Annotated in this window: 38 protein-coding genes; 26 read left to right on the top strand and 12 right to left on the bottom strand. The window is 50.6% G+C overall.

All coding sequences use genetic code 11. The annotated features are described in order from the left end of the window. Nucleotide 1: 1 nt before the first annotated feature. From SK36_RS24940 to SK36_RS04895, 11 genes are all read right to left on the bottom strand, one after another. On the bottom strand, nucleotides 2–430 hold the full coding sequence (locus SK36_RS24940; protein ID WP_053069221.1) for a hypothetical protein: 429 nt from the start codon (nucleotides 428–430) through the stop codon (nucleotides 2–4). Then, entirely contained in the window at nucleotides 427–615 is a 189-nt protein-coding gene (locus SK36_RS04940; protein WP_048220914.1) for a hypothetical protein, read from the bottom strand. Before SK36_RS04940 ends, SK36_RS24940 begins: the two co-directional genes overlap by 4 nt. After that, nucleotides 612–1,229, bottom strand: coding sequence for a hypothetical protein (locus SK36_RS04935; RefSeq protein WP_048220913.1), 618 nt, complete (start codon nucleotides 1,227–1,229; stop codon nucleotides 612–614). The genes SK36_RS04940 and SK36_RS04935 overlap by 4 nt, the downstream gene beginning before the upstream one ends. 39 nt (nucleotides 1,230–1,268) lie before the next feature. Beyond that, on the bottom strand, nucleotides 1,269–1,673 hold the full coding sequence (locus tag SK36_RS04930) for a phage protein NinX family protein (RefSeq protein ID WP_231593069.1): 405 nt from the start codon (nucleotides 1,671–1,673) through the stop codon (nucleotides 1,269–1,271). An 81-nt stretch (nucleotides 1,674–1,754) separates the two neighbouring features. Continuing rightward, entirely contained in the window at nucleotides 1,755–1,949 is a 195-nt protein-coding gene (locus tag SK36_RS04925; protein WP_156184436.1) for a hypothetical protein, read from the bottom strand. Continuing rightward, nucleotides 1,946–2,350, bottom strand: a complete 405-nt coding sequence (locus SK36_RS04920) for a hypothetical protein (protein ID WP_048220911.1) — start codon at nucleotides 2,348–2,350, stop codon at nucleotides 1,946–1,948. The genes SK36_RS04925 and SK36_RS04920 overlap by 4 nt, the downstream gene beginning before the upstream one ends. After that, on the bottom strand, nucleotides 2,347–3,201 hold the full coding sequence (locus tag SK36_RS04915; protein ID WP_197086123.1) for an ATP-binding protein: 855 nt from the start codon (nucleotides 3,199–3,201) through the stop codon (nucleotides 2,347–2,349). The genes SK36_RS04920 and SK36_RS04915 overlap by 4 nt, the downstream gene beginning before the upstream one ends. Nucleotides 3,202–3,203: 2 nt before the next feature. Further along, nucleotides 3,204–4,091, bottom strand: coding sequence for a hypothetical protein (locus SK36_RS04910; RefSeq protein ID WP_048220909.1), 888 nt, complete (start codon nucleotides 4,089–4,091; stop codon nucleotides 3,204–3,206). Next, nucleotides 4,091–4,495, bottom strand: coding sequence for a hypothetical protein (locus SK36_RS04905; RefSeq protein WP_048220908.1), 405 nt, complete (start codon nucleotides 4,493–4,495; stop codon nucleotides 4,091–4,093). Before SK36_RS04905 ends, SK36_RS04910 begins: the two co-directional genes overlap by 1 nt. Before the next feature lie 33 nt (nucleotides 4,496–4,528). Further along, complete coding sequence (locus tag SK36_RS04900) at nucleotides 4,529–4,831, bottom strand: CII family transcriptional regulator (protein ID WP_048220907.1); 303 nt, start codon at nucleotides 4,829–4,831, stop codon at nucleotides 4,529–4,531. A 113-nt stretch (nucleotides 4,832–4,944) separates the two neighbouring features. Then, nucleotides 4,945–5,160, bottom strand: coding sequence for a helix-turn-helix domain-containing protein (locus SK36_RS04895; RefSeq protein ID WP_048220906.1), 216 nt, complete (start codon nucleotides 5,158–5,160; stop codon nucleotides 4,945–4,947). 98 nt (nucleotides 5,161–5,258) lie between these two features. On the opposite strand from SK36_RS04895, the gene SK36_RS04890 reads away from it, so the two are divergent. From SK36_RS04890 to SK36_RS04805, 20 genes are all read left to right on the top strand, one after another. Further along, a complete protein-coding gene (locus tag SK36_RS04890; RefSeq protein ID WP_048220905.1) occupies nucleotides 5,259–5,891 on the top strand; it encodes a LexA family protein in 633 nt (210 codons plus the stop codon). A gap of 345 nt (nucleotides 5,892–6,236) precedes the next feature. Next, on the top strand, nucleotides 6,237–6,485 hold the full coding sequence (locus tag SK36_RS04885; RefSeq protein WP_048220904.1) for a transcriptional antitermination N peptide: 249 nt from the start codon (nucleotides 6,237–6,239) through the stop codon (nucleotides 6,483–6,485). Nucleotides 6,486–6,505: 20 nt separating this feature from the next. After that, nucleotides 6,506–7,132: an Nmad5 family putative nucleotide modification protein gene (locus SK36_RS24840; protein ID WP_048220902.1), complete on the top strand. Its 627-nt coding sequence runs from the start codon at nucleotides 6,506–6,508 to the stop codon at nucleotides 7,130–7,132. Between the two features lie 46 nt (nucleotides 7,133–7,178). Beyond that, nucleotides 7,179–7,337: a hypothetical protein gene (locus SK36_RS24580; RefSeq protein ID WP_156184435.1), complete on the top strand. Its 159-nt coding sequence runs from the start codon at nucleotides 7,179–7,181 to the stop codon at nucleotides 7,335–7,337. 168 nt (nucleotides 7,338–7,505) lie between these two features. Further along, the gene (locus SK36_RS04875) at nucleotides 7,506–7,760 is read left to right on the top strand and encodes a DUF7446 family protein (RefSeq protein ID WP_117343697.1); all 255 of its coding nucleotides are present in this window, start codon (nucleotides 7,506–7,508) and stop codon (nucleotides 7,758–7,760) included. Beyond that, nucleotides 7,757–7,915 (top strand): hypothetical protein, encoded by a 159-nt coding sequence (locus tag SK36_RS24835; protein ID WP_197086122.1) that lies wholly within the window; start codon nucleotides 7,757–7,759, stop codon nucleotides 7,913–7,915. The genes SK36_RS04875 and SK36_RS24835 overlap by 4 nt, the downstream gene beginning before the upstream one ends. Next, the gene (locus tag SK36_RS04870; protein WP_003833696.1) at nucleotides 7,912–8,118 is read left to right on the top strand and encodes a hypothetical protein; all 207 of its coding nucleotides are present in this window, start codon (nucleotides 7,912–7,914) and stop codon (nucleotides 8,116–8,118) included. Before SK36_RS24835 ends, SK36_RS04870 begins: the two co-directional genes overlap by 4 nt. A 9-nt stretch (nucleotides 8,119–8,127) precedes the next feature. Beyond that, nucleotides 8,128–8,964: a hypothetical protein gene (locus SK36_RS04865; RefSeq protein WP_048220900.1), complete on the top strand. Its 837-nt coding sequence runs from the start codon at nucleotides 8,128–8,130 to the stop codon at nucleotides 8,962–8,964. A gap of 86 nt (nucleotides 8,965–9,050) precedes the next feature. Continuing rightward, a complete protein-coding gene (locus SK36_RS04860) occupies nucleotides 9,051–9,344 on the top strand; it encodes a host-nuclease inhibitor Gam family protein (protein ID WP_048220899.1) in 294 nt (97 codons plus the stop codon). Between the two features lie 5 nt (nucleotides 9,345–9,349). Then, nucleotides 9,350–10,243, top strand: coding sequence for a RecT family recombinase (locus SK36_RS04855; RefSeq protein WP_048220898.1), 894 nt, complete (start codon nucleotides 9,350–9,352; stop codon nucleotides 10,241–10,243). Then, the gene (locus SK36_RS04850) at nucleotides 10,243–10,725 is read left to right on the top strand and encodes a siphovirus Gp157 family protein (RefSeq protein WP_048220896.1); all 483 of its coding nucleotides are present in this window, start codon (nucleotides 10,243–10,245) and stop codon (nucleotides 10,723–10,725) included. Before SK36_RS04855 ends, SK36_RS04850 begins: the two co-directional genes overlap by 1 nt. A 12-nt stretch (nucleotides 10,726–10,737) precedes the next feature. After that, nucleotides 10,738–11,196, top strand: a complete 459-nt coding sequence (locus tag SK36_RS24830; RefSeq protein ID WP_075261757.1) for a hypothetical protein — start codon at nucleotides 10,738–10,740, stop codon at nucleotides 11,194–11,196. Beyond that, nucleotides 11,193–11,744 carry a phage N-6-adenine-methyltransferase gene (locus SK36_RS04840; protein ID WP_048220895.1) on the top strand — a complete coding sequence of 184 codons (552 nt, stop codon included), beginning with the start codon at nucleotides 11,193–11,195 and terminating at the stop codon, nucleotides 11,742–11,744. The genes SK36_RS24830 and SK36_RS04840 overlap by 4 nt, the downstream gene beginning before the upstream one ends. Then, entirely contained in the window at nucleotides 11,741–11,959 is a 219-nt protein-coding gene (locus SK36_RS04835) for a hypothetical protein (RefSeq protein WP_032680689.1), read from the top strand. The genes SK36_RS04840 and SK36_RS04835 overlap by 4 nt, the downstream gene beginning before the upstream one ends. After that, a complete protein-coding gene (locus SK36_RS04830) occupies nucleotides 11,956–12,303 on the top strand; it encodes a hypothetical protein (protein ID WP_048220894.1) in 348 nt (115 codons plus the stop codon). Before SK36_RS04835 ends, SK36_RS04830 begins: the two co-directional genes overlap by 4 nt. Before the next feature lie 91 nt (nucleotides 12,304–12,394). Further along, entirely contained in the window at nucleotides 12,395–12,673 is a 279-nt protein-coding gene (locus SK36_RS04825; protein WP_048220893.1) for a hypothetical protein, read from the top strand. Next, complete coding sequence (locus tag SK36_RS04820) at nucleotides 12,670–12,888, top strand: TraR/DksA family transcriptional regulator (RefSeq protein WP_048220892.1); 219 nt, start codon at nucleotides 12,670–12,672, stop codon at nucleotides 12,886–12,888. Before SK36_RS04825 ends, SK36_RS04820 begins: the two co-directional genes overlap by 4 nt. After that, entirely contained in the window at nucleotides 12,888–13,184 is a 297-nt protein-coding gene (locus tag SK36_RS04815; protein ID WP_048220891.1) for a phage protein NinX family protein, read from the top strand. The genes SK36_RS04820 and SK36_RS04815 overlap by 1 nt, the downstream gene beginning before the upstream one ends. Continuing rightward, nucleotides 13,162–13,401 carry a DUF4222 domain-containing protein gene (locus SK36_RS04810; RefSeq protein ID WP_048220889.1) on the top strand — a complete coding sequence of 80 codons (240 nt, stop codon included), beginning with the start codon at nucleotides 13,162–13,164 and terminating at the stop codon, nucleotides 13,399–13,401. Before SK36_RS04815 ends, SK36_RS04810 begins: the two co-directional genes overlap by 23 nt. 9 nt (nucleotides 13,402–13,410) lie before the next feature. Beyond that, the gene (locus SK36_RS04805; protein WP_048220888.1) at nucleotides 13,411–13,590 is read left to right on the top strand and encodes a hypothetical protein; all 180 of its coding nucleotides are present in this window, start codon (nucleotides 13,411–13,413) and stop codon (nucleotides 13,588–13,590) included. A 423-nt stretch (nucleotides 13,591–14,013) separates the two neighbouring features. Here SK36_RS04805 and hpaR read toward each other — a convergent pair whose 3' ends face one another. After that, nucleotides 14,014–14,478, bottom strand: a complete 465-nt coding sequence (gene hpaR / locus SK36_RS04795) for a homoprotocatechuate degradation operon regulator HpaR (RefSeq protein WP_048220886.1) — start codon at nucleotides 14,476–14,478, stop codon at nucleotides 14,014–14,016. 283 nt (nucleotides 14,479–14,761) lie between these two features. Here hpaR and SK36_RS04790 point away from each other — a divergent pair, with 283 nt between their 5' ends. The 6 genes from SK36_RS04790 (at nucleotide 14,762) to hpaH (ending at nucleotide 19,818) form a co-directional block, all read left to right on the top strand. After that, nucleotides 14,762–15,394, top strand: coding sequence for a fumarylacetoacetate hydrolase family protein (locus SK36_RS04790; protein WP_048220885.1), 633 nt, complete (start codon nucleotides 14,762–14,764; stop codon nucleotides 15,392–15,394). Continuing rightward, complete coding sequence (locus tag SK36_RS04785; protein ID WP_048220884.1) at nucleotides 15,391–16,155, top strand: fumarylacetoacetate hydrolase family protein; 765 nt, start codon at nucleotides 15,391–15,393, stop codon at nucleotides 16,153–16,155. Before SK36_RS04790 ends, SK36_RS04785 begins: the two co-directional genes overlap by 4 nt. Continuing rightward, nucleotides 16,152–17,618, top strand: a complete 1,467-nt coding sequence (hpaE, locus tag SK36_RS04780; protein ID WP_045445750.1) for a 5-carboxymethyl-2-hydroxymuconate semialdehyde dehydrogenase — start codon at nucleotides 16,152–16,154, stop codon at nucleotides 17,616–17,618. The genes SK36_RS04785 and hpaE overlap by 4 nt, the downstream gene beginning before the upstream one ends. 1 nt (nucleotide 17,619) lies before the next feature. Further along, entirely contained in the window at nucleotides 17,620–18,477 is an 858-nt protein-coding gene (gene hpaD / locus SK36_RS04775; RefSeq protein WP_048220883.1) for a 3,4-dihydroxyphenylacetate 2,3-dioxygenase, read from the top strand. 12 nt (nucleotides 18,478–18,489) lie between these two features. Continuing rightward, nucleotides 18,490–18,870 carry a 5-carboxymethyl-2-hydroxymuconate Delta-isomerase gene (locus SK36_RS04770; RefSeq protein WP_045445756.1) on the top strand — a complete coding sequence of 127 codons (381 nt, stop codon included), beginning with the start codon at nucleotides 18,490–18,492 and terminating at the stop codon, nucleotides 18,868–18,870. Nucleotides 18,871–19,014: 144 nt separating this feature from the next. After that, nucleotides 19,015–19,818, top strand: a complete 804-nt coding sequence (hpaH, locus tag SK36_RS04765; RefSeq protein WP_045445759.1) for a 2-oxo-hept-4-ene-1,7-dioate hydratase — start codon at nucleotides 19,015–19,017, stop codon at nucleotides 19,816–19,818.

Genomic DNA, 19,818 nt, shown 5'->3' with positions numbered 1-19,818 from the left:
ATCAATCCCCCTTCACGCCACTGCCTGCGTTGGCAATTCGCGCATAGACAATTACGCCATCATCAGGACGCTTGCGCGGTAAATAGATTTCAGGGCGGGGCCATAATGCAATAAATCGTGATTCTCTATTTTCCAGCCGGTGATATGCTTTCTGGCTCATCACGCCCACCGGGCGAAGTGACGACTCCATACGCTCCAGCTCGCCGATGCGCTTCTCCGCTTCTCTCAATCTGTCATGTAGTCCATTGCTCTCTTTGCAGAGCCGGGCTTTGATTTCAAAGTCGCTTTCTTTTTGCTGCTGCGCCTTCTCCAGCGCCTCTACCAGCGCCAGAACTTCCACAGTATGCATCGCCATATTGAACTCTCCGTGTTCGTTGGCTTTCTCTGCCGTCGCCCGAAGTTGCTGCGCCAGTGCTGTGATATCGTTCATTGGGCTGCCTCCAGTTCGGTTGCTGCTTTTTCCACGGCATTTCTGACCCAAGAATTTAGTATGTAGTGGTCTTCTGCGGTCAGCACACCAACTTCATTCTCAACAGAGTCGATAACCTCAAATACGTAATTTTCAATGCTGCTGAGCATTGCTTTTACAACTAATTCACGCGTTAACTTGCTCATAGCGCGGCTCCTTTGCGAAGCTGGGCGGCTGACTTGCGTATGCATTCAGCGGAATACCATGCCTGTCCTGCAGCGTACTGGCATTCGTTTTGGCCTGAGCATCCTGGTGAAAGCTCATAATATTTTTTGGCTTGCTCATCCTGAGCTATGGCAAATTCGTCGAGTGCTCTGGCCCGCACTTCAGCCAGGAAAGCGTCGGTGGTCGGCATAAATAATGCTGATTTAGCATCAAACATTAGTGATTTAGCTGGATTGATTGACTTCTCCTCTGGAGAAATACCGCTCATTGCAAATTGGTTAACCATGCGCTCAACCACTTCACGCAATGCTGCATTGTCTACCGCCAGAGCTTCACTATGCATATTCCGCTTTTCATTCTCCGCCGCCAGCTCCCTGCACTTGCTCTCGGCGTTAGCGAGCTGTACTGCTATGTCAGTGAGCTTTTGTTGTGATGCTAACTCAGATGCTTGCCATGCCCCGTGAGCCATACGAACGCCAAGACGGTAATATTCTTCATCGCTGTCAGGGTCGCGCTCAAACATGGTTTCATGGTCATCTTCGGTGTGGCCCCAATTTTCCAGATACCAAGCTTCAAATTTTTCTCTGCTAGTCATAATCCTACCCTCATAAAAAAGGCCCGCTAAGCAGGCCTGTTAATTTTTTAATTCGTCTGGTAAATCGACTTCATCACCGAGTTTTGAGAACACAGCGGCTCGGCATATTGCCACCCTGGGGTTATCTGCAATTAGCCCTCGCCTTTTCCCTGGATGACCAGACTCATTGACACCTACCCAGTGAAAGAATTTTCCTGTAGATGGGTCTTTGGACTGGTAGCAACTTACCGGAAGGCTTTCCATTAACTCTCCGCATTGCTGCCAATCTGTAGATGGAGAAAAAACATATCGGCTATGCCTCTTGGCGCTTTCTCCGCAAAGTTGGTGCATTTCATTCAGGTAAACCTGCGCGTCTTGTGGTCGAGTAATTACGCCGCCAAGAGCTAATGCCACGGCAACGTCTAATTGCGTTCCGACCAAATCGGATGTTTTAACTTTCACCATTTCCTCCGGGCATAAAAAAGGCCGACTATCACGGCCACGCTTGCAGATAGCTCTGCTATGTAAGGTTCAGTCATGTCAGATTTACCTGATGTAGCTCCATCCGAATTTGATGATTGCTATCGGTGCAACGGCAACCAGCAGCCACATGAATACGCTTGCTACGAAATAGCCAAAAGCATCTTTCCCTTCGGTTACTCCGCGCATGAAAGCCTGTAGAACAATAACGAACCACAGTAGCATCAAGAGAACGCCAATTATTTTTGCGATAGTCATCATGCCCTCCCGTAAACCATCATCAGTCTCTTTCTCGCATCACTCTGCATGAACTCAGCCACGACTCCATTCTTCGCCGGGTCGTATGGTGCGAACATCTTCGGGTCGTCACTGTTACGCGGTTTCTTCATTCCCTTCGCTTCCTGGCTACTCAGGTTTGCATCGACAGCGCGTCGTCTGATTTCTTCGTATCCACCACTTTTAAGCCAGCGCTGATAGGCATCTTCTCCGGGGAACACACCGATGCCAGGTACGCTGCGCAGCTTGCCCATGAACCGGAGTTGTTTGGCCTCTTCGTAGTACCGGTTACGGCAGATGCCGACTTCCTTGTAAATCAGATCAACCTTGGCTGGCTGGTTAGCTGATACGTAGTCAAGAATGCGTTGCTTTACGCTGTCCATCATGCGGCCCCCTTCGAGCGGTATGAATCCCAGGTGAATGACAGAGTGCATCCGCCGCCGTCGCTCATGCGGTCTATGACGCGTTCACCGATGAATGCCGAAAGTTCTTCTTTGGTCTGGTTGCTAATCAGGATGGTTGGCTTCATGCGCTCGTAGCGGGTGTTAATGATTTCGAACATGATCAGCTTCTCAGCGTCACTACCGAACTGGACCCCTACCTCGTCGATAATCAGCAGATCTGGTTTGGTGAAGTAGCGGATCACATCGTCTTCAGTACGTGTTGAGCCCTTCGACCAGGTTGATTTGTACTCTCTGGCAATTTTCAGAGCGGTGGTGAATACAGCCGAGCTTTGATGCTCAGTGATTGCATGCCGAGCTATAGCCAGCGCTAGGTGGTTCTTGCCGGTCCCTGGCTTTCCGCACATAACCAGACCCCCTCCCTTCTGCAAACGCTCAGGCCATCTGCTTGCATATGCCTGGCAAACCTTCAATGCTCGCTTAGCGTCATCGTTCACCGGTTCGTAGTTCTGCAGGGTGCAGGACAGGAATCGGTTTGGGATGTCTAGGCTATCCAGTAGCCGCTCAACGTTTCGCTTGCGAGAATCCTCATCTATGCGGATCTTCTCAGCTTGCAGCTTGATAAGCTCATCGCGCATGCAGCCCGGGCAAATGCTTGGCCTTGGCGGAATTTTGATGATGCTTCCCGTGTAAATTCTCGTCCTGCACTCAAAATCACCATGCTTTTCGCAACTCTCCGTGCTGATAACGATGTCAGTATCTTCAATCGGCGCGGGAGGCTCGCTCAGCTCGGCAATGCGCTTTTCGAGGCTCGATATTTTTTCTTCCAGTGTCATGATCACTCCTGAGCCCATGCAGGCATTTCAGTTTTTCCGTAGTCCTTCGTTGCGAAACCTTCAGACTGAAGCCCGTTTGCAACTTTCCTGACAGGGCGTTGTGCCGCCTGCTTGTTTTGGTAGCTAAGTTTCTGGCTAGCAGTGATAAACCAGTTCTTTGGCTTCTCATGGCTAAATTCGATATCCAGCTTTTCCAGTTCGTACTTCAGGTCAATGTTCGGATACAGGCGTTTCCAGGCTTCGTAGTCCTTGTGGTTTAACCGAACGATATTTCCTTCGAATGCATAGCGACTTGAAATTTTATGGACATCAGCCTCAGCCCCCTCACAAGTCGCGTCAGCGGCTTGGGTGTTAGAAAGGGAATCAGTATGAGGGATGAGGGAATCAGGAATCAGGTTAAGGGAATCAGCAGGATTTAAATTGTTCTCTACTGGTTCTTGTACTGTGCTTGCATGGTGCTTTTCTTGTGCTTCATTATTTTCAATGACTTGAGGTGAGTCAGTATCCTTCTTGTCTTCATCTTTGTCGTCCTTGCACTGTTCTTGTCCGGTGCTGTCATTGTTCTCTACTGGTTCTGGTATCTCACTAGCAGCTTCTTTGCAGTGAGGGTTCTGGTGCTTCTTCCAGTTATTTATTTGGATGTATGAATCGCCATTTACCTGATATCGGTTGATGAATTTGTGGCTGTGAAGCTGCTGAAGCAGATCATTGCAGTCCACATCATCGAAAGGCAGTACCATTGCTTTAACCTTTTTAGGGCGATCATCCAGCCGCCCTTCTTTGTCTGCAATTGTCCACAGCCCGGCGAAAAGTAGGCGTGCATATGGAGAGCATTCGGCCAGCTCATCGTTTGTGAAAAAGCCTGGTTTGATATTTCTTGAACGGGCCATCAATCATCCTCCAGTCCGTAATCTGTGAAGTAACCAGATGTCATCTTGAGGAATCTGGCCTCTGTTACCGTGTATGCTTTCCTGCCCTTCCTCTCTCGCCCATCGGGGTCAATCAGATGGCAGGCATAAATGATTCGTCTCTGCCATTGGCCTGGCATATCGGCAACGGAAAGAACCTCTAGGATTCTCTTTCCTTCTTTGTCGGCCGTATAAACTGTCTGTTCGCCATATCCACAATCAGCTGGTTCTGACGTCTTCCTGCATCCGCCAATCCACCTCTCGTCCGTGTGAACATCGCCGTTGTAGAGTTGGTAATCCGTACAAACAAAAATGAATGGGTAGACTGTTTCGAATCGGTCACCGGCTCGAATGTCATGGTTTACTTGTGCATTTAGTCCAGGCATAATTACTCCTGTGAATTGATCCAGTTATTCGACTCAGAATTGCATGGTGATTTGATCTGAATCCTCGACCTCGACCGTCGGGGATTTTTTCTTTGTGAGAACTGCGGCGACTTCTCTTGCCAATCGCGCCATATCGTCATCAACGAAACCCCATTCCAGAACAGCCAGCAGCATTGCCATCTTCGGCAGCCACGTTTCTTTCCAGCGGGTTATCTGCGCTTTATCAACGCCGATCTCTTTAGCTACGTTGTTGCCACCTTTCATGGCGATTTGGTTAAGCAACCAGGACAAAATGCGCTGGGCATTGACCTTGTTGCGGTTAATTGAGTTTTCCATCTGTGATAATTCCTTTGGTGTAAAAAATGGTTAATGCGCATCCTGTGATGCGTAGTTGTTATCTCCACAAGGGCGGAGAGGATGAGCAGCGATGTTAAAGAGCGGTGTTTCTATTAGTGCTGAGCTTGGCGACTGTCGCCGAAGAGCAGCCATTCCGGATCGCACTTAAGCGCACGAGCCAACTCAACCAAATAACGTGGACGCTTCGTTGTCCCTGCCTCGATGGCCTGAAGGGACTGCTGTTTCATTCCTGCCAGTGTTGCCAGCTGGGATTGAGACAGATTCATCTCTTCACGTTTTTGCTTGAGGCGCTGAGAAATTGTTTCCATATCACCTCCACAGTTTTATCTGTATTCTGTGACAGTTATTTCTGTTTGTCAATTACAGTTTTAGCTGTGACTATCAAGGCACACAGAAAGAGGTATTTATGAGCCTTGCAGAACGAGTAAAACAAAAAAGAATTGAGCTCGGATTGACGCAGACAGAAGCGGCTGAGAAGGCCGGAATCCGTCAGCAGTCATGGCAGAGCATTGAAGACGGGAAAACTCTCAAGCCACGGAATATAATTGGTATAGCCAAGGCGTTGCGTTGTGATGCTGACTGGTTGATGAATGGCGGCGCATTTATGCCAATAGCTGAAGTGAACAGCAGGAGAGTTCCTTTGATTAGTTATGTGCAAGCTGGGGCCTTAGCTGAGAAGAACCCTATAGAGGCCTTCGATGGTAGCTTAGAATACATCCTTACCGATCTTGATTTGTCAGAGCATAGCTTTGCCCTGCGTATTGAAGGTGACTCAATGGAGCCAGACTTCAAAGCCGGAGATGTGATTATCGTCGATCCTGAAGTTGAGCCGGTTCCTGGCGAATTCGTAGTAGCTAAAAATGGTGGCGATCAGGCCACATTCAAAAAGTATCGACCTACTTTTACTGATATGAACGGGTGTCAGCACTTTGAACTTGTGCCATTGAACGATGATTACCCTGTAATAAACAGCAGCATCCAGCCCCTAACAATCATCGGCGTTATGATTGAGCACAGAATTTATCGACGCAAGCGCTAGCGCCAACCCGCCATCTCTGAAAGAACCGGCTTAGGCCGGTTTTTTTACGCCTATACAAAAATAAATATCAATAAATTACAGGTACATATGTTACCAACAAAAAATAATACAGTTTTATCTGTTGACGATAATACAGTTTTATCTGTATCTTTAACCCATCAGCAGGACGCACCACCGAGACAAGGAATTGAGTCTCAGCTCTTTAACATGATGGGGTTGCTTCTCCCGCCCTTGTGGGAGACCAAAGGAAGTTGCTTTGGAGTGTGACGAAATGCAGCTGCATAGAAAGCAACTCAGAAGATAAACATCTGAGCGTCACACCCTAAAGCAACCATTGGAGGACATATGACCAAATTTATCGCAAGCAACAGCGTTACACGGCGTTATCTGAAACGTGGTGAGCTGATGGCTAAACGACGCGCTGAGGCTGCTCAGAACGCGTTACATGGAGTTAAGCATGATATGTCACGAGTAGACCGCGCCACTTCGCTCGGTAGTCTGCGTGACAGCAATACAGGCGGATCTGCATGTTTGCCGGATGTTGCGCTATACGCCGCAGGACATCGCAGCAGCAAATCGGTTACGGCGCGTTAATTAACTTATGAGGTGAGGGTATGTCTTCAACACGATTAACAAATGCTTTCCGGGAGCGCATTGCAAAGAACGCGCTAATCAAATCAGGTGTCATTGCAGAGCTTGAGGCGCTACAGGTTAAGCGTCAAGAAATAGCCCGTGACGCCAGGGTCTTTGCTCTCGGCGGGAAAGAGAAATCTGAAAAGCTTGATCGTCTGTACGAGAAATTTGAGCAAATTGAAAAGGAGTTAACTGATTCAGGAGTTTCTATCTACAGTCCAGACGGAAAGGACCAGACAATTTGCATCTCAATAGGCGGAAGGCGACTTGGATGGTGCTCATATGGCGAAGATAACGAAGGTAAAACCTTCGAGCTTCTTACCCCAGAAAGAGACCGATGCCTGTTTGCAGCAGATCATGAAATAACCACCCGTTTCGATGAGGTTTTTGCAGCGGCAGCAAAACTGGAAGCTAGAAAAAAAGATATCGAAACCACTGTCTGGGCGGCGCTGAATTCAGTGACAACCATCAAACGCCTGATTGAAGTGTGGCCTGAAAGCAAAGAGCTGATCCCCGACGGTGTGGATACCGCTAAGCAAACACTTCCGGCATTAAAGGTTGAAGACCTAAATCGGCTTATTGGACTTCCAACAGAACAGGCTGCCTAACTGGCGGCCTTTTTATTAGCTCACGATACAAACAGAGGGTAAGGCGATGGAAGAGAGTCAAAGTTTCGAAGAAGCAGTGAAGCCGCTTATCAAATGGCTAAACGATAACGCTAATCCACAAGCAGTTATCGTCGTTGAAGTTGTCGGCGCTGTCCTGTATTCGGGGGAACAATCGGTTGTAACGGATGAGTTCATAAAAGACTGACTGAAATTTAAGACCCGCTCCGGCGGGTTTTTTATTGCTGATACCACAGCGCCTTCACGAGGGTGCTCTGTTATCACGGCGGCTATCCACCGCTTAACAATGTGCAGCGATGAAAATTGCATGCAGAGGTCTTTAGCTCAGCGGCGCGGCTTAAGCGCGGAGATGATTATGAGCAATCCAATCATGGTGAATCGCAGCGGACTTACCAACCGCATATACGCTGGAAGAGCAAAGCCAGCAAAGAACTTTGCTTTTGGCGCAATGAAATTTATTGGCGAGAAGTTTGATGTTACTGACCAGGTTCTTCATGCCACAGCTCATTACCTCGCGAAGACCGACGACATAAAAGTATTTTCACTTCCCGATGGTCGTGAAATTCACCTCCGCGCTGACATCAAAGAAAAGCAGGAGGCTAAGTCATGACAGTCACCCACAACGGCAAGCAGTACCACGCATCAAAACTCAACGACAACGAGTGGCAACTCTCATCAGTCGATAAACCTCGCGAGAAAATCACAATGAACCGCTGGCAGATGCACATTGCCGGGATATTGCAGCAGGTGGAGGGTAAATCATGAGCCTACATCATTACGGAACGCAGGAAGTTAACCGCGGTGCTGTTCAGCCTGGAATGCTGGTAAAGCACAAAGATGCGACATGGACGGCATCAGCACATAAACGTGGGAAGTTGTATCTCCATCGCGGCATCGAACGCACATTTACTCGTGACCTTCTGGTTGAGGTTTATCTCAATGGTGTTGGTGGCGGATTAAGTCATTAAGGAAAAATCATGGAAACTAAATTTCTGTCTGATGGCCGTAAGGTCGTTGTCGTTGGTGCATTGAACAATCAGGAAACGATTGTTCAGGAAGTGTTTGTCACGCAACAGGGTGACGAAATCCCTGGTGGCGAGCGGTTTGTGGTGAAGAGCCTACATGACCAGCCAGTTGAAACATGGTCGTCTCGTGAAAAAGCAAAACAAGAAAAAGCCCTTGCTGATGCGAAGTTGAAAATTGAAAAGATCAACTCGGAAATTAGCAACCTACAGAACACATTAAGCTTCTGGAGAGAAATGGTTAAGCAGGTCAAGGCGCTCTCTGATCATATCAATGAGGCTGACTTAAACCATTTCGCTGATGTAATAACCGGACAGGTTAAATTTGCCATTCGTCGTGATTACAGTGTGCCTTCCATTGAAAGATTTGAAGATTTCATGTCTTCAATTGACAACTATTACGGACGCAAAAATTTTGAAGGCATCAAGTGCCTATCTCTTTTAGGAAGCACTAACGGAGATATCGCTTTACGAGTGAATCGTTATTCAGATGGCAGTGGTGGTGCCGATACGGTTGAGTTCTATAAGAGCATTGAAGAAGCTAGACAGTGCGTCAAGCGCATTGCTCTGGACAGGCTTAATGGAAACGGTTTGAGCATTGATGATGTCAGAAAGTGCAGCAAGATGGGTATCGTTTTCAGCAGGGATGAGTTACAGAAAATCAAAGACCGCCTCTTCTCTGCATCTGAAAAGAATCTCGCCCATTACCAAGAGAATTTCGATAAGCAGGTTGCTCAAATAAATGATGGCAAGCAGGCCATAGAGAAAATGCTTAACGAAGCAATTAGCTAGCCAAATACGCCATATCCCCCACCCATTTCCCTACTCGTCCGGCTATCGCAGACGGGAAGCGCACAACCAAATTTCAGGAGCCGATTATGGCTGCATATCTCGCTCAAGACCGTATCGAGGCGCAGAACTGGACGCGCCATTATCAGAAAATAGCCAGAGAAGAGCGTGAATCTGAACTGGCTAATGACCTTGAGAAAGGATTGCCACAGAGCAAGCTGGAGTCGTTGTGCGTTGACGAACTGCAACGACGCGGAGCCAGTAAGAAGGCAATTTCAAAGGCGTTCGATGATGACGTCGAGTTTCAGGAAAAGGCCGCCGAATTTATTCGCTACATGGCAGAGACAATCGCCAATCACCAAACAGATATTGATGAGGGATAGTAACAATGAGCCTCAGCATTGTTGAGTTCGTTAAACAACAGGAGCCGCTCTTTGTTGGGGCGGTTACAGACCAGTCAGTCACATGGGCTAAGGAAAGCCAGTTCGCTATTCAGTACTTCCAGCGCAACGACTACTTAGCCAATACGGCACTATCAAACCCTACCAGCGCACAGAACGCCATCATCAACGTAGCGGCAATCGGCATCACTCTTAACCCGGCTAGCAAGCTGGCTTATCTGGTCCCACGCGACGGCATGGTGTGTCTTGATATCAGCTATATGGGACTTCTCCATCTTGCGCAGTCTACCGGATCCATTAAGTGGGGCCAGTGCAAACTGGTTTATTCAAACGACACGTACGAATCAAACGGACTTGATACCGCACCCACGCACAAATACAACGCATTCGGCGATCGCGGTGACGTAGTCGGCGGTTACTGCACGGTTAAAACTGCTGACGGCGATTACCTGACAGAAGAAATGAGCCTGGCAGAAATCAAAGCAACTGAAGCTACCAGTAAGGCCAAGAATGGACCATGGAAGAACTTCTGGGAAGAAATGGCGCGTAAGACCATCGTTAAGCGGGCTAGCAAGTATTGGCCTCGTGCTGAGCGCCTGGATAACGCGATCCACGTCATCAACGAAGATGAAGGTGTTTTCCAAGAGCCGGTAATGCAGCACAAGTCAGAGGAAGATATTCGCGAGGACGCCAGAAAGCAGCAGCAAGAAATCATGGATAAGGCGCAATCGCTGTGTGAAGAAATGGCTCAGGCCGAAACCATGGCAGATCTGAAGCGTCATTTTGCTGATGCGTACCGACTCACTGCCGGGATGAAGTTACAGCAAAACATTCAAGCCATTTATTCAGAATGCAAAATCAAATTTGAGGAGGCCGCATAATGACCGCTCTTTACCAGATCGCCAACGACTTCGCCAAACTTACCGACTCAGATATTCCGCCTGAAATGATTGCCGACACTCTTGATGGAATTGAGTGGGAGCTAGAGGCGAAGGTCGAGCAAATTCTTGCTGTTTGCAAAAACGAATTGGCTGATGCCGAGGCTCTCAAGGAAGAGGCTCGTAGACTTATCGATCGCGCAAAAACATCTGAGAACCGCGTGGTTAGCCTTAAAGAATATGTCGCCAGATCACTTGAGACTGCCGGGAAGAAATCCATGAAAGCCGGATTGCATCAGGTAACTGTTCGCGCCCCGTCAAAGTCCGTTGAAATCACCGACGTCAACGCTATCCCGCCTGACTTTGTCGAGTATGAAACGACAATCAAGCCTGACAAACTGGCGATAAAGCATCAAATTGAGGCCGGAATTGATATCCCCGGCGCTCAGTTAAAAGTCGGTAAGCCATCACTAATCATCAAATAACAGGTGCTTTCAATGAGCGAACTTTGGCAACCATTTGAAAACCTGTTTCTGCACGAGGTTGGGATGAAGATGTCCCGCTCAGAAATAGCAGAAAAACTAGAGCGTTCCGAATCGGCAATCACTCGCCAGGCATCACGTATCGGCGCACAACTTATCAGCAAGATGACAGGCAGACCATGGACGGCAGCCGAGCTTCATCTCTTTGGCCGGTTCTCAGAGGAAGAGATAGCCACGGCAACCGGTCGCTCCATTTACTCAGTCAGAAGCAAGCGTGACGCACTGGCCCGCTCTGGAGGATTAACTATGCGTGAATGGTCAACGGGAGAGTTAGCAATACTCATGCGCTACACCAACGCAGAAGTTGCCGAGATTACAGGTAGGAGTATCGAAGAGGTCGGTGATAAGCGCCTGCAGGTGAATATTGAGCGCAACGGGTGGGACGTGAGAAATCCTGAACGGGAGGAATTATGACCGATTATACCGGCAGCAACACGCCGGCGGATCAGCGTGATTTATGGCGCACTCCACCGGCACTGTTTGCAGCTTTGGATGCTGAATTCTGCTTTCAACTGGACGCAGCCGCCGCGCCGCATAACGCGCTGTGCCGCAAGTTTATTACCGCCGATCAGAACACGCTGGAAACGCCGTGGGCCGGTTACCTCGCCATCCCTGGTTACGTCTGGATCAACCCACCTTATAGCGACATCACGCCATTCGTGAAGAAAGCTGCAACGGAGAGCAAGAACCAGATCGGCACCGTCATGCTGGTTCCGGCTGATACGTCCGTCGGCTGGTTCCGGGAAGCTATTCAGTCTGCCAGCGAAGTGCGATTCATCACCGCCGGTCGGCTGGCATTTATCAACCCGGTCACCTGTAAGCCGGTATCGGGAAATAATAAAGGTTCGATGCTCATCATCTGGCGACCGTACCCGCGTACACACTGCCACTTCGCAACTGTGGAACGGGACGAACTAATGACTTTCGGAGCGAAACTTCTCAATCGCCTGGAGACAGCATGACGCCAGCAAATGAAAACGCCATCCGCGCAGCCTGCCGTCGCTGCACCGAGGAAATCCAGCAGGCCATGCGCAAGAAGCCAAAGCCTAACTGGAACGAAACGGTGCCTCCCATCATCAACAAGCATCACAAGAAAATAGAAGCTCTGGGAGTTAGCCTCCTGGAGTTCGTCGTCAAAACTGGCCGCCTTAACGGGCGGTTTGGAGCCGAACAATGAGCAAATACAGAAAAGGCGCGGTATACCTCCGAAAAATGAAAGCCGGCGATAAATCGAATGACTTTCGCACTTATATGCGCATGGCGATGTTCAGTGACAAAAAAGCGTGGAAACACCCTGAGAAGATTAAGCCTGTCGTGCTCGTTCAGTATGGGATGAAGAATATCGTAAGTGTCTTCATGAATATGGATGACGCTACCGGTTGCCTGTTCAGTGGGGCAATTGAAAAGCGTGCGCGTAACTCCCGGCACAATCCGCGCCGCGGCATGCGTTACACAAAAGGCGACCTGAAGAAAGCTTTCCGAAAGTGGGCATTCAAACACAACGCGGAGCGCGCAGCATGAAACCACTAATTACCAGGTCGCTTAGGCGGCCTTTTTATTTTCTCGCGTTCACCTTCAACCGAATTAACCGACAGTTCATGGAGCACTGATTATGAGCAAGGTAACTATCGATTTACTCGTAATGGATGATGCTTGCGAGCCATATATCTGTGGAGTTCGTGGCGCTTGCACCATTAGTGATTTACAGGCTATTGAGAAGGAAATCATCGAAAACCGCGATGACCATCTACCAACTGATGGAACCTACGCCATTGAATGTAGTTGGTTCAAAGGGCAGTACGACGAATATGGTCGTTCTGAGATTGCGCCTGGATGGGAGTGGGAGATTGTTGAATTTTCTCCATTTGAATTCCCTGAGGAGCAATCATGACTGAAATCATCGATCAGGCCAGCGCTCTCGAAGAGATGATGCGCGACCATGCTATTCAGGCTCACAGACTCAACCACTCAGCAGTATCAGCAACGCACTGTGAGGAATGCGGTGACAAGTTACTTGATGCGCGACGGAAAGCTTATCCGGGATGCACGATGTGCGTGGATTGCCAGAGCAATATGGAATTACGTAAGAAGATTGGGAGGATGTGATGGATTACAGCAAGCTGAGTGACTTTGAGATTAACAGCGCAGTGTCGATGGCCTTGCTGGACAAGTCGGCAAATCCATCGGCAAGATATGTTGCCATTGGTGACTACTGCAACAACCCTACAGACGCATGGCCGATCATTGAAAAATACAGAATTTCTTTCTTAGACCAATTAACCGAATGGTGTGTTGACGCTAAAGGTGTGAGTCCAGTATTTGAGGCCAATCCTTTGCGAGGAGCAATGATTGTATTCCTCATGATGCAGGAGTCAGCCAATGTTCAGGATAATCCAGCCTAATACCTGGTACGCAGATCCCCACGGGGCGCCCTGCAAAATCCTCCGCGCTACCCACGAAGTCATCCACTACATCAGAAACGGTCGCACCTGCATCGCCAGCATGGGCCGCTTTCAGCAAGAATTCGAGCCGCTTACCAAAGCACAGGCAGAGCGGATCGCCGAAGAAATCGAAACAGCAGAACACTTAAAACGCCTCCGCGCTATGCGGGCGGCATGAGGAGAGATTATGAGTTATTCGTTTTGGGCAATCGTTGACGATGATGATGCGGTTGTCTCAGTCATGCACGAGAAATACGGTGAAGTAAAAGCAATCTTCAAAGCAAAAAAAGATGCGGAAAACGTTCTTACATTGCAAGACGACGCCTCTCAACTACGCATCGAAAAAGTTGAAATTCACTCAGCATGAATAACGCAACTGATATCCAGTTATGAGCTGGCTATTGGGTGCGAATGCACTGCCACGTTATCCCCCATTTGCCCGGTTCGCCCGGGCTTCTTTTTTCCTGGCTTCCAGGTTCGATTTCCAAACGCGAGACCAAACCTATGCGAGAACTCCGAGACGACTCACTCATTGACATGAAGTTCATGATGGGAGATGCTGGTTTCACTGACCGGTACTTCTATAAACAAATCCAGAAGGGTAACCTCCCTCCTCCGATCAAGTACGGCAGATCCTCTCGCTGGCTTTATGCCGATTATCTCAAGTGGAAAAACCACGCTCTTCCCCCAGTTGAAAATGCATCGTGAACACCCTTTGCGGGCATAACAGCGGGCACAATTTTCTTCACATCAAAAATTCTCCATAAATCCCCTGCACTTATCGAATCCATTAGATGTCTGCAGGGGACACCAGAGACTCCTCTTCACTATCTCCCCCAGTCCCATTACCCAGCGTAATAAACTCTTGCAGTAGCGCGGTAAGTTGTCGCATTTTTTCGACAGTAAATTCAGCTTCGATCAGGCGATAGGCCTCTTCCACCTCGGACCTCGCCCTTTCATACAGCGTCGAACCCGCAGGCGTGAGCGAAATGTACAGCTTACGCTGATCGTTCACCGGCTTTAAGCGCAACACCAGACCATCGCGTTCCATGCGGGTCAGAATACCGGTCAGGCTCGGGCGTAAAATACAAGCGCGAAAGGCCAGATCGTGAAAATCCATCGACGGGTTTTCGGCAAGGATACGCACGATACGCCACTGCTGCTCGGTAAGATTATGGCGTTTAACGATGGGGCGAAAATGTGTCATCGCCGCTTCCCGCGCCTGCAGCAGCGCGATAGTTAATGAATCATGCATCACTTACCTCTGAACCTCATACCTGTTTGTTAATAAGTTAATAAATAGCGTTAATTGCACCAGATCGCAACCAGCTTCTGTCCCTGAAAAGTACAACACAGCACACAAAATAATTTATCCATTGATTTATATGGAATAAATTTTATTTGTGTAAATTTATTGTTAATCCGCTCACAAAACATTCACTTCTGTTTGCCAAACCTTTCCACAAAGCATAAAAGATAATCGTTAACATATTAATGAATTTTCTTTGATTCCTGAATCCATACCAGAGGAGTGGTAAATGAAAGGTACCATCTTCGCCGTAGCCCTTAACCATCGCAGCCAGCTTGATGCCTGGCGCAATGCGTTTCAGCAGGCTCCCTACAAAACGCTGCCGAAGACCCCGGTCTGGTTTATCAAACCGCGCAACACCGTTATCGGTAACGGCGAGACCATCCCCTACCCGAAGGATGAAACAGTACAGAGCGGTGCGACCGTGGCGCTGATTGTCGACAAAACCGCCCACAAAGTAGCCGCAGAAGAAGCTGCTGCTTATATTGCAGGATACGCGCTGGCTAATGACGTCAGCCTGCCGGAAGAGAGCTTCTATCGCCCGGCAATTAAAGCCAAATGCCGCGATGGTTTCTGTCCGATTGGCGCTCTCGCTACGCCGAGTAACGTCGATGAACTGATCATCATCACTGAAATCAACGGTCGCGAAGCAGATAGCTGGAACACCGCAGACCTCCAGCGCTCCTCCGCCGAGCTACTGAGCGCCCTGAGCGAATTCGCCACCCTTAAACCCGGCGACGCTATTCTGATCGGGACCCCGCACAACCGCGTACCGCTGAGACCCGGCGATCGCGTACGCATTCTCGCCGAAGGCTTCCCGACGCTGGAAAACCCGGTGGTTGCTGAAGGAGAGCTGGCATGAAACAAGCACGTATTGAGTGGCAGGGACAACATCACGACGTTCAGGTTGATGAACGCGGCCAGGTACAGTTAGAGAACGGCAAGCTGCTAAATGAGGGCGAATTCCGCTGGCTCCCCCCCGCCGACGGCACGCTGTTCGCGCTGGGTCTGAACTACGCCGATCACGCCAGCGAGCTGGAGTTTAAGCCACCAACCGAACCATTGGTGTTTATCAAAGCGCCAAATACCTTTATCGGCCACCAGCAGGAGTCGGTGCGCCCGGACAACGTCGAGTACATGCACTACGAGGCTGAACTGGTCGTGGTGATCAGCAAAACCGCGCGTAAAGTCAGTGAAGCCGACGCCATGGAGTACGTCGCCGGATACACCGTATGCAATGACTACGCCATCCGCGACTATCTGGAAAACTACTATCGCCCCAATTTACGGGTAAAAAGCCGCGATACCCTGACGCCGATAGGTCCCTGGATCGTCGATAAAGCGGATATTCCAGACCCACATAATCTGGCACTGCGCACCTGGGTCAACGGTGAACTGCGCCAGCAAGGCACCACCGCCGATCTGATCTTCAGCATTCCATTTCTGATCGCTTACCTGAGCGAGTTTATGACCCTGCAACCTGGCGACATGATCGCTACCGGCACCCCGAAAGGGCTGTCGGACGTGGTACCAGGTGATGAAGTGATCGTCGAAGTGGAGGGCGTCGGCCACCTGGTCAACCACATCATCAGCCAGCAGACATATGAGGAGAAGCTGTCATGAAAAAGATTAACCACTGGATCAACGGCAAAAATGTCGCGGCCACCGAGTATTTCCACACCACTAACCCGGCGACCGGCGAGGTGCTGGCGGAAGTGGCCTCCGGCGGTGCAGACGAGGTGAATCAGGCAGTTGCGGCGGCAAAAGAGGCATTTCCGAAATGGGCCAACCTGCCGATGAAAGAGCGTGCGCGTCTGATGCGTCGTCTGGGCGATCTGATCGACCAGAACGTGCCGGAGATCGCTGCCATGGAAACCGCCGATACCGGTTTGCCTATCCACCAGACCAAAAACGTACTGATCCCGCGGGCGTCGCATAACTTCGAGTTCTTCGCCGAAGTATGCCAGCAGATGAACGGCAAGACCTATCCGGTCGACGACAAGATGCTGAACTACACGCTCGTGCAACCGGTCGGCGTCTGCGCGCTGGTGTCACCCTGGAACGTGCCGTTTATGACCGCCACCTGGAAGGTCGCGCCGTGCCTGGCGCTGGGCAATACCGCAGTGCTGAAGATGTCTGAGTTATCACCGCTGACCGCTGACCGCCTGGGCGAGTTGGCGCTGGAAGCCGGTATTCCGGCGGGCGTACTGAACGTGGTTCAGGGCTATGGTGCGACGGCGGGCGATGCGCTGGTTCGCCACCACGACGTACGCGCGGTGTCGTTTACCGGCGGAACCGCCACCGGTCGCAATATCATGAAAAATGCCGGGCTGAAAAAATATTCCATGGAATTGGGTGGGAAATCGCCGGTGCTGATTTTTGAAGATGCTGATATTGAGCGTGCACTCGACGCCGCACTGTTCACTATCTTCTCGATCAACGGTGAACGCTGCACCGCCGGCTCGCGTATCTTCATTCAGCAGAGCATCTACTCCGAGTTCGTTAAACGCTTTGCCGAACGCGCAAAACGTCTGCGCGTCGGCGACCCGAACGATCCGAACACCCAGGTGGGCGCACTGATTAGCCAGCAGCACTGGGAGAAAGTCTCCGGCTATATCCGCCTTGGTATTGAAGAAGGGGCGACCCTGCTGGCAGGAGGCCCGGATAAACCCACTGACCTGCCTGCACATCTGAAAAACGGCAACTTCCTGCGACCAACTGTGCTGGCGGACGTCGACAACCGCATGCGCGTGGCACAGGAAGAGATTTTTGGCCCGGTAGCCTGTCTGCTGCCGTTTAAAGACGAGGCGGACGGTCTGCGCCTGGCCAACGATGTGGAGTACGGCCTCGCCTCTTATATCTGGACCCAGGACGTCAGCAAAGTGCTGCGTCTGGCACGCGGCATCGAAGCCGGAATGGTGTTCGTCAACACCCAGAACGTCCGCGACCTGCGTCAGCCGTTTGGCGGCGTGAAGGCTTCCGGCACCGGCCGCGAAGGCGGCGAATATAGCTTTGAAGTGTTCGCTGAAATGAAAAACGTCTGCATCTCGATGGGCGACCATCCGATCCCAAAATGGGGAGTCTGATATGGGAAAGTTAGCATTAGCAGCAAAAATCACTCACGTGCCGTTAATGTATCTCTCTGAACTGCCGGGTAAAAACCACGGCTGCCGTCAGGGAGCTATCGATGGGCACAAGGAAATCGGCAAGCGGTGTCGTGAGCTGGGCGTCGATACAATCATCGTTTTTGATACCCACTGGCTGGTCAACAGCGCCTACCACATTAACTGTGCTGACCATTTTCAGGGCGTCTACACCAGTAACGAACTGCCGCATTTTATCCGCGACATGACTTACGATTACGACGGCAACCCGGCGTTGGGCCACCTTATCGCCGACGAAGCGGTCAAGCTCGGCGTGCGTGCCAAAGCGCACAACATCCCAAGCCTTAAGCTGGAGTACGGCACGCTGGTTCCGATGCGCTACATGAACAGTGATAAACATTTCAAAGTAGTGTCGATCTCCGCGTTCTGCACCGTCCACGATTTCGCCGACAGCCGCAAACTGGGCGAAGCCATTCTGAAAGCGATTGAGAAATATGACGGCACCGTGGCAGTTCTGGCCAGCGGCTCACTGTCACACCGCTTTATCGATGACCAGCGCGCCGAAGAAGGGATGAACAGCTATACCCGTGAGTTCGACCACCAGATGGACGAGCGCGTAATCAAGCTGTGGCGCGAGGGCAAATTCAAAGAGTTCTGCGACATGCTGCCGGAGTACGCCGACTACTGCTACGGCGAAGGCAATATGCACGACACGGTGATGCTGCTCGGTCTGCTGGGCTGGGACAGCTATGACGGCAAAGTAGAGTTTATTACCGAGTTATTCGCCAGCTCCGGTACCGGCCAGGTCAACGCCGTATTCCCACTGCCCGAACAGGCATAAGGAGGATTCAGAATGCCGCATTTTATCGCCGAATGTACCGATAACATCCGCGAACAGGCCAACTTACCGGGACTGTTCGGCAAAGTGAACGAAGCGCTGGCGGCGACCGGCATCTTTCCCATCGGCGGCATTCGCAGCCGCGCCATCTGGCTGGATACCTGGCAAATGGCAGACGGTCTGCATGATTACGCCTTTGTACACATGACGCTAAAAATCGGCTCCGGACGCAGCCTGGAAAGCCGTCAGGACGTGGGCGATATGTTGTTTACGCTGATTAAGGCCCATTTCGCCACGCTGATGGAGAGCCGCTACCTGGCGCTGTCGTTTGAAATCAGCGAGCTGCACCCGACACTGAATTACAAACAAAATAACGTACACGCATTGTTTAAATAGTACGCCTTTTCGCCCGGTGGGGCTGCGCTTACCGGGCCTGCAAAAGGCAAAAAAATACGAAGCAATATCAAACCGTAAGCCGGATAAGACACACCTGCGTCTTATCCGGCGCAGCAGCACCGAATGACGTAACAGGAAGCAATTATGCTTGATAAACATACCCATACTCTAATCGCCCAACGGCTAAACCAGGCGGAAAAACAGCGCGAACAGATCCGTGCTATCTCGCTGGATCACCCGACGATCACCATTGAAGACGCCTACGCTGTGCAGCGCGAATGGGTAAACATGAAAATCGCCGAAGGTCGCGTGCTGAAAGGGCATAAAATCGGCCTGACTTCAAAAGCGATGCAGGCCAGCTCACAGATTAGCGAACCGGACTACGGCGCACTGCTGGATGATATGTTTTTCCACGACGGCAGCGATATTCCTACTGACCGCTTTATCGTCCCACGCATCGAAGTCGAACTGGCCTTCGTGCTGGCAAAACCATTGCGCGGGCCAAACTGCACCCTGTTCGACGTCTACAACGCTACCGACTATGTGATCCCTGCGCTGGAGCTGATCGACGCCCGCTGCCACAACATCGACCCGGAAACCCAGCGTCCACGCAAAGTCTTTGACACGATTTCCGATAACGCTGCCAACGCCGGGGTGATCCTCGGTGGTCGCCCCATTAAACCCGACGAGCTGGATCTGCGTTGGATCTCCGCCCTGCTCTATCGCAACGGCGTGATCGAAGAGACCGGCGTCGCTGCTGGAGTGTTGAATCACCCGGCCAACGGCGTGGCCTGGCTGGCGAATAAGCTGGCACCGTACGACGTCCAGTTGGAAGCCGGGCAGGTTATTCTCGGCGGCTCCTTCACTCGTCCGGTACCCGCGCGCAAGGGCGATACCTTCCACGTCGACTACGGCAACATGGGCGCGATTAGCTGCCGCTTTGTTTAA

Origin of the sequence: Citrobacter sp. MGH106 (genome assembly GCF_001037495.1) — a bacterium.
GTDB classification, from domain to species: Bacteria; Pseudomonadota; Gammaproteobacteria; order Enterobacterales; family Enterobacteriaceae; genus Citrobacter; species Citrobacter murliniae.
Note: the sequence above shows the minus strand (reverse complement) of the source record. Positions and strands in the feature narration are given on the sequence as shown.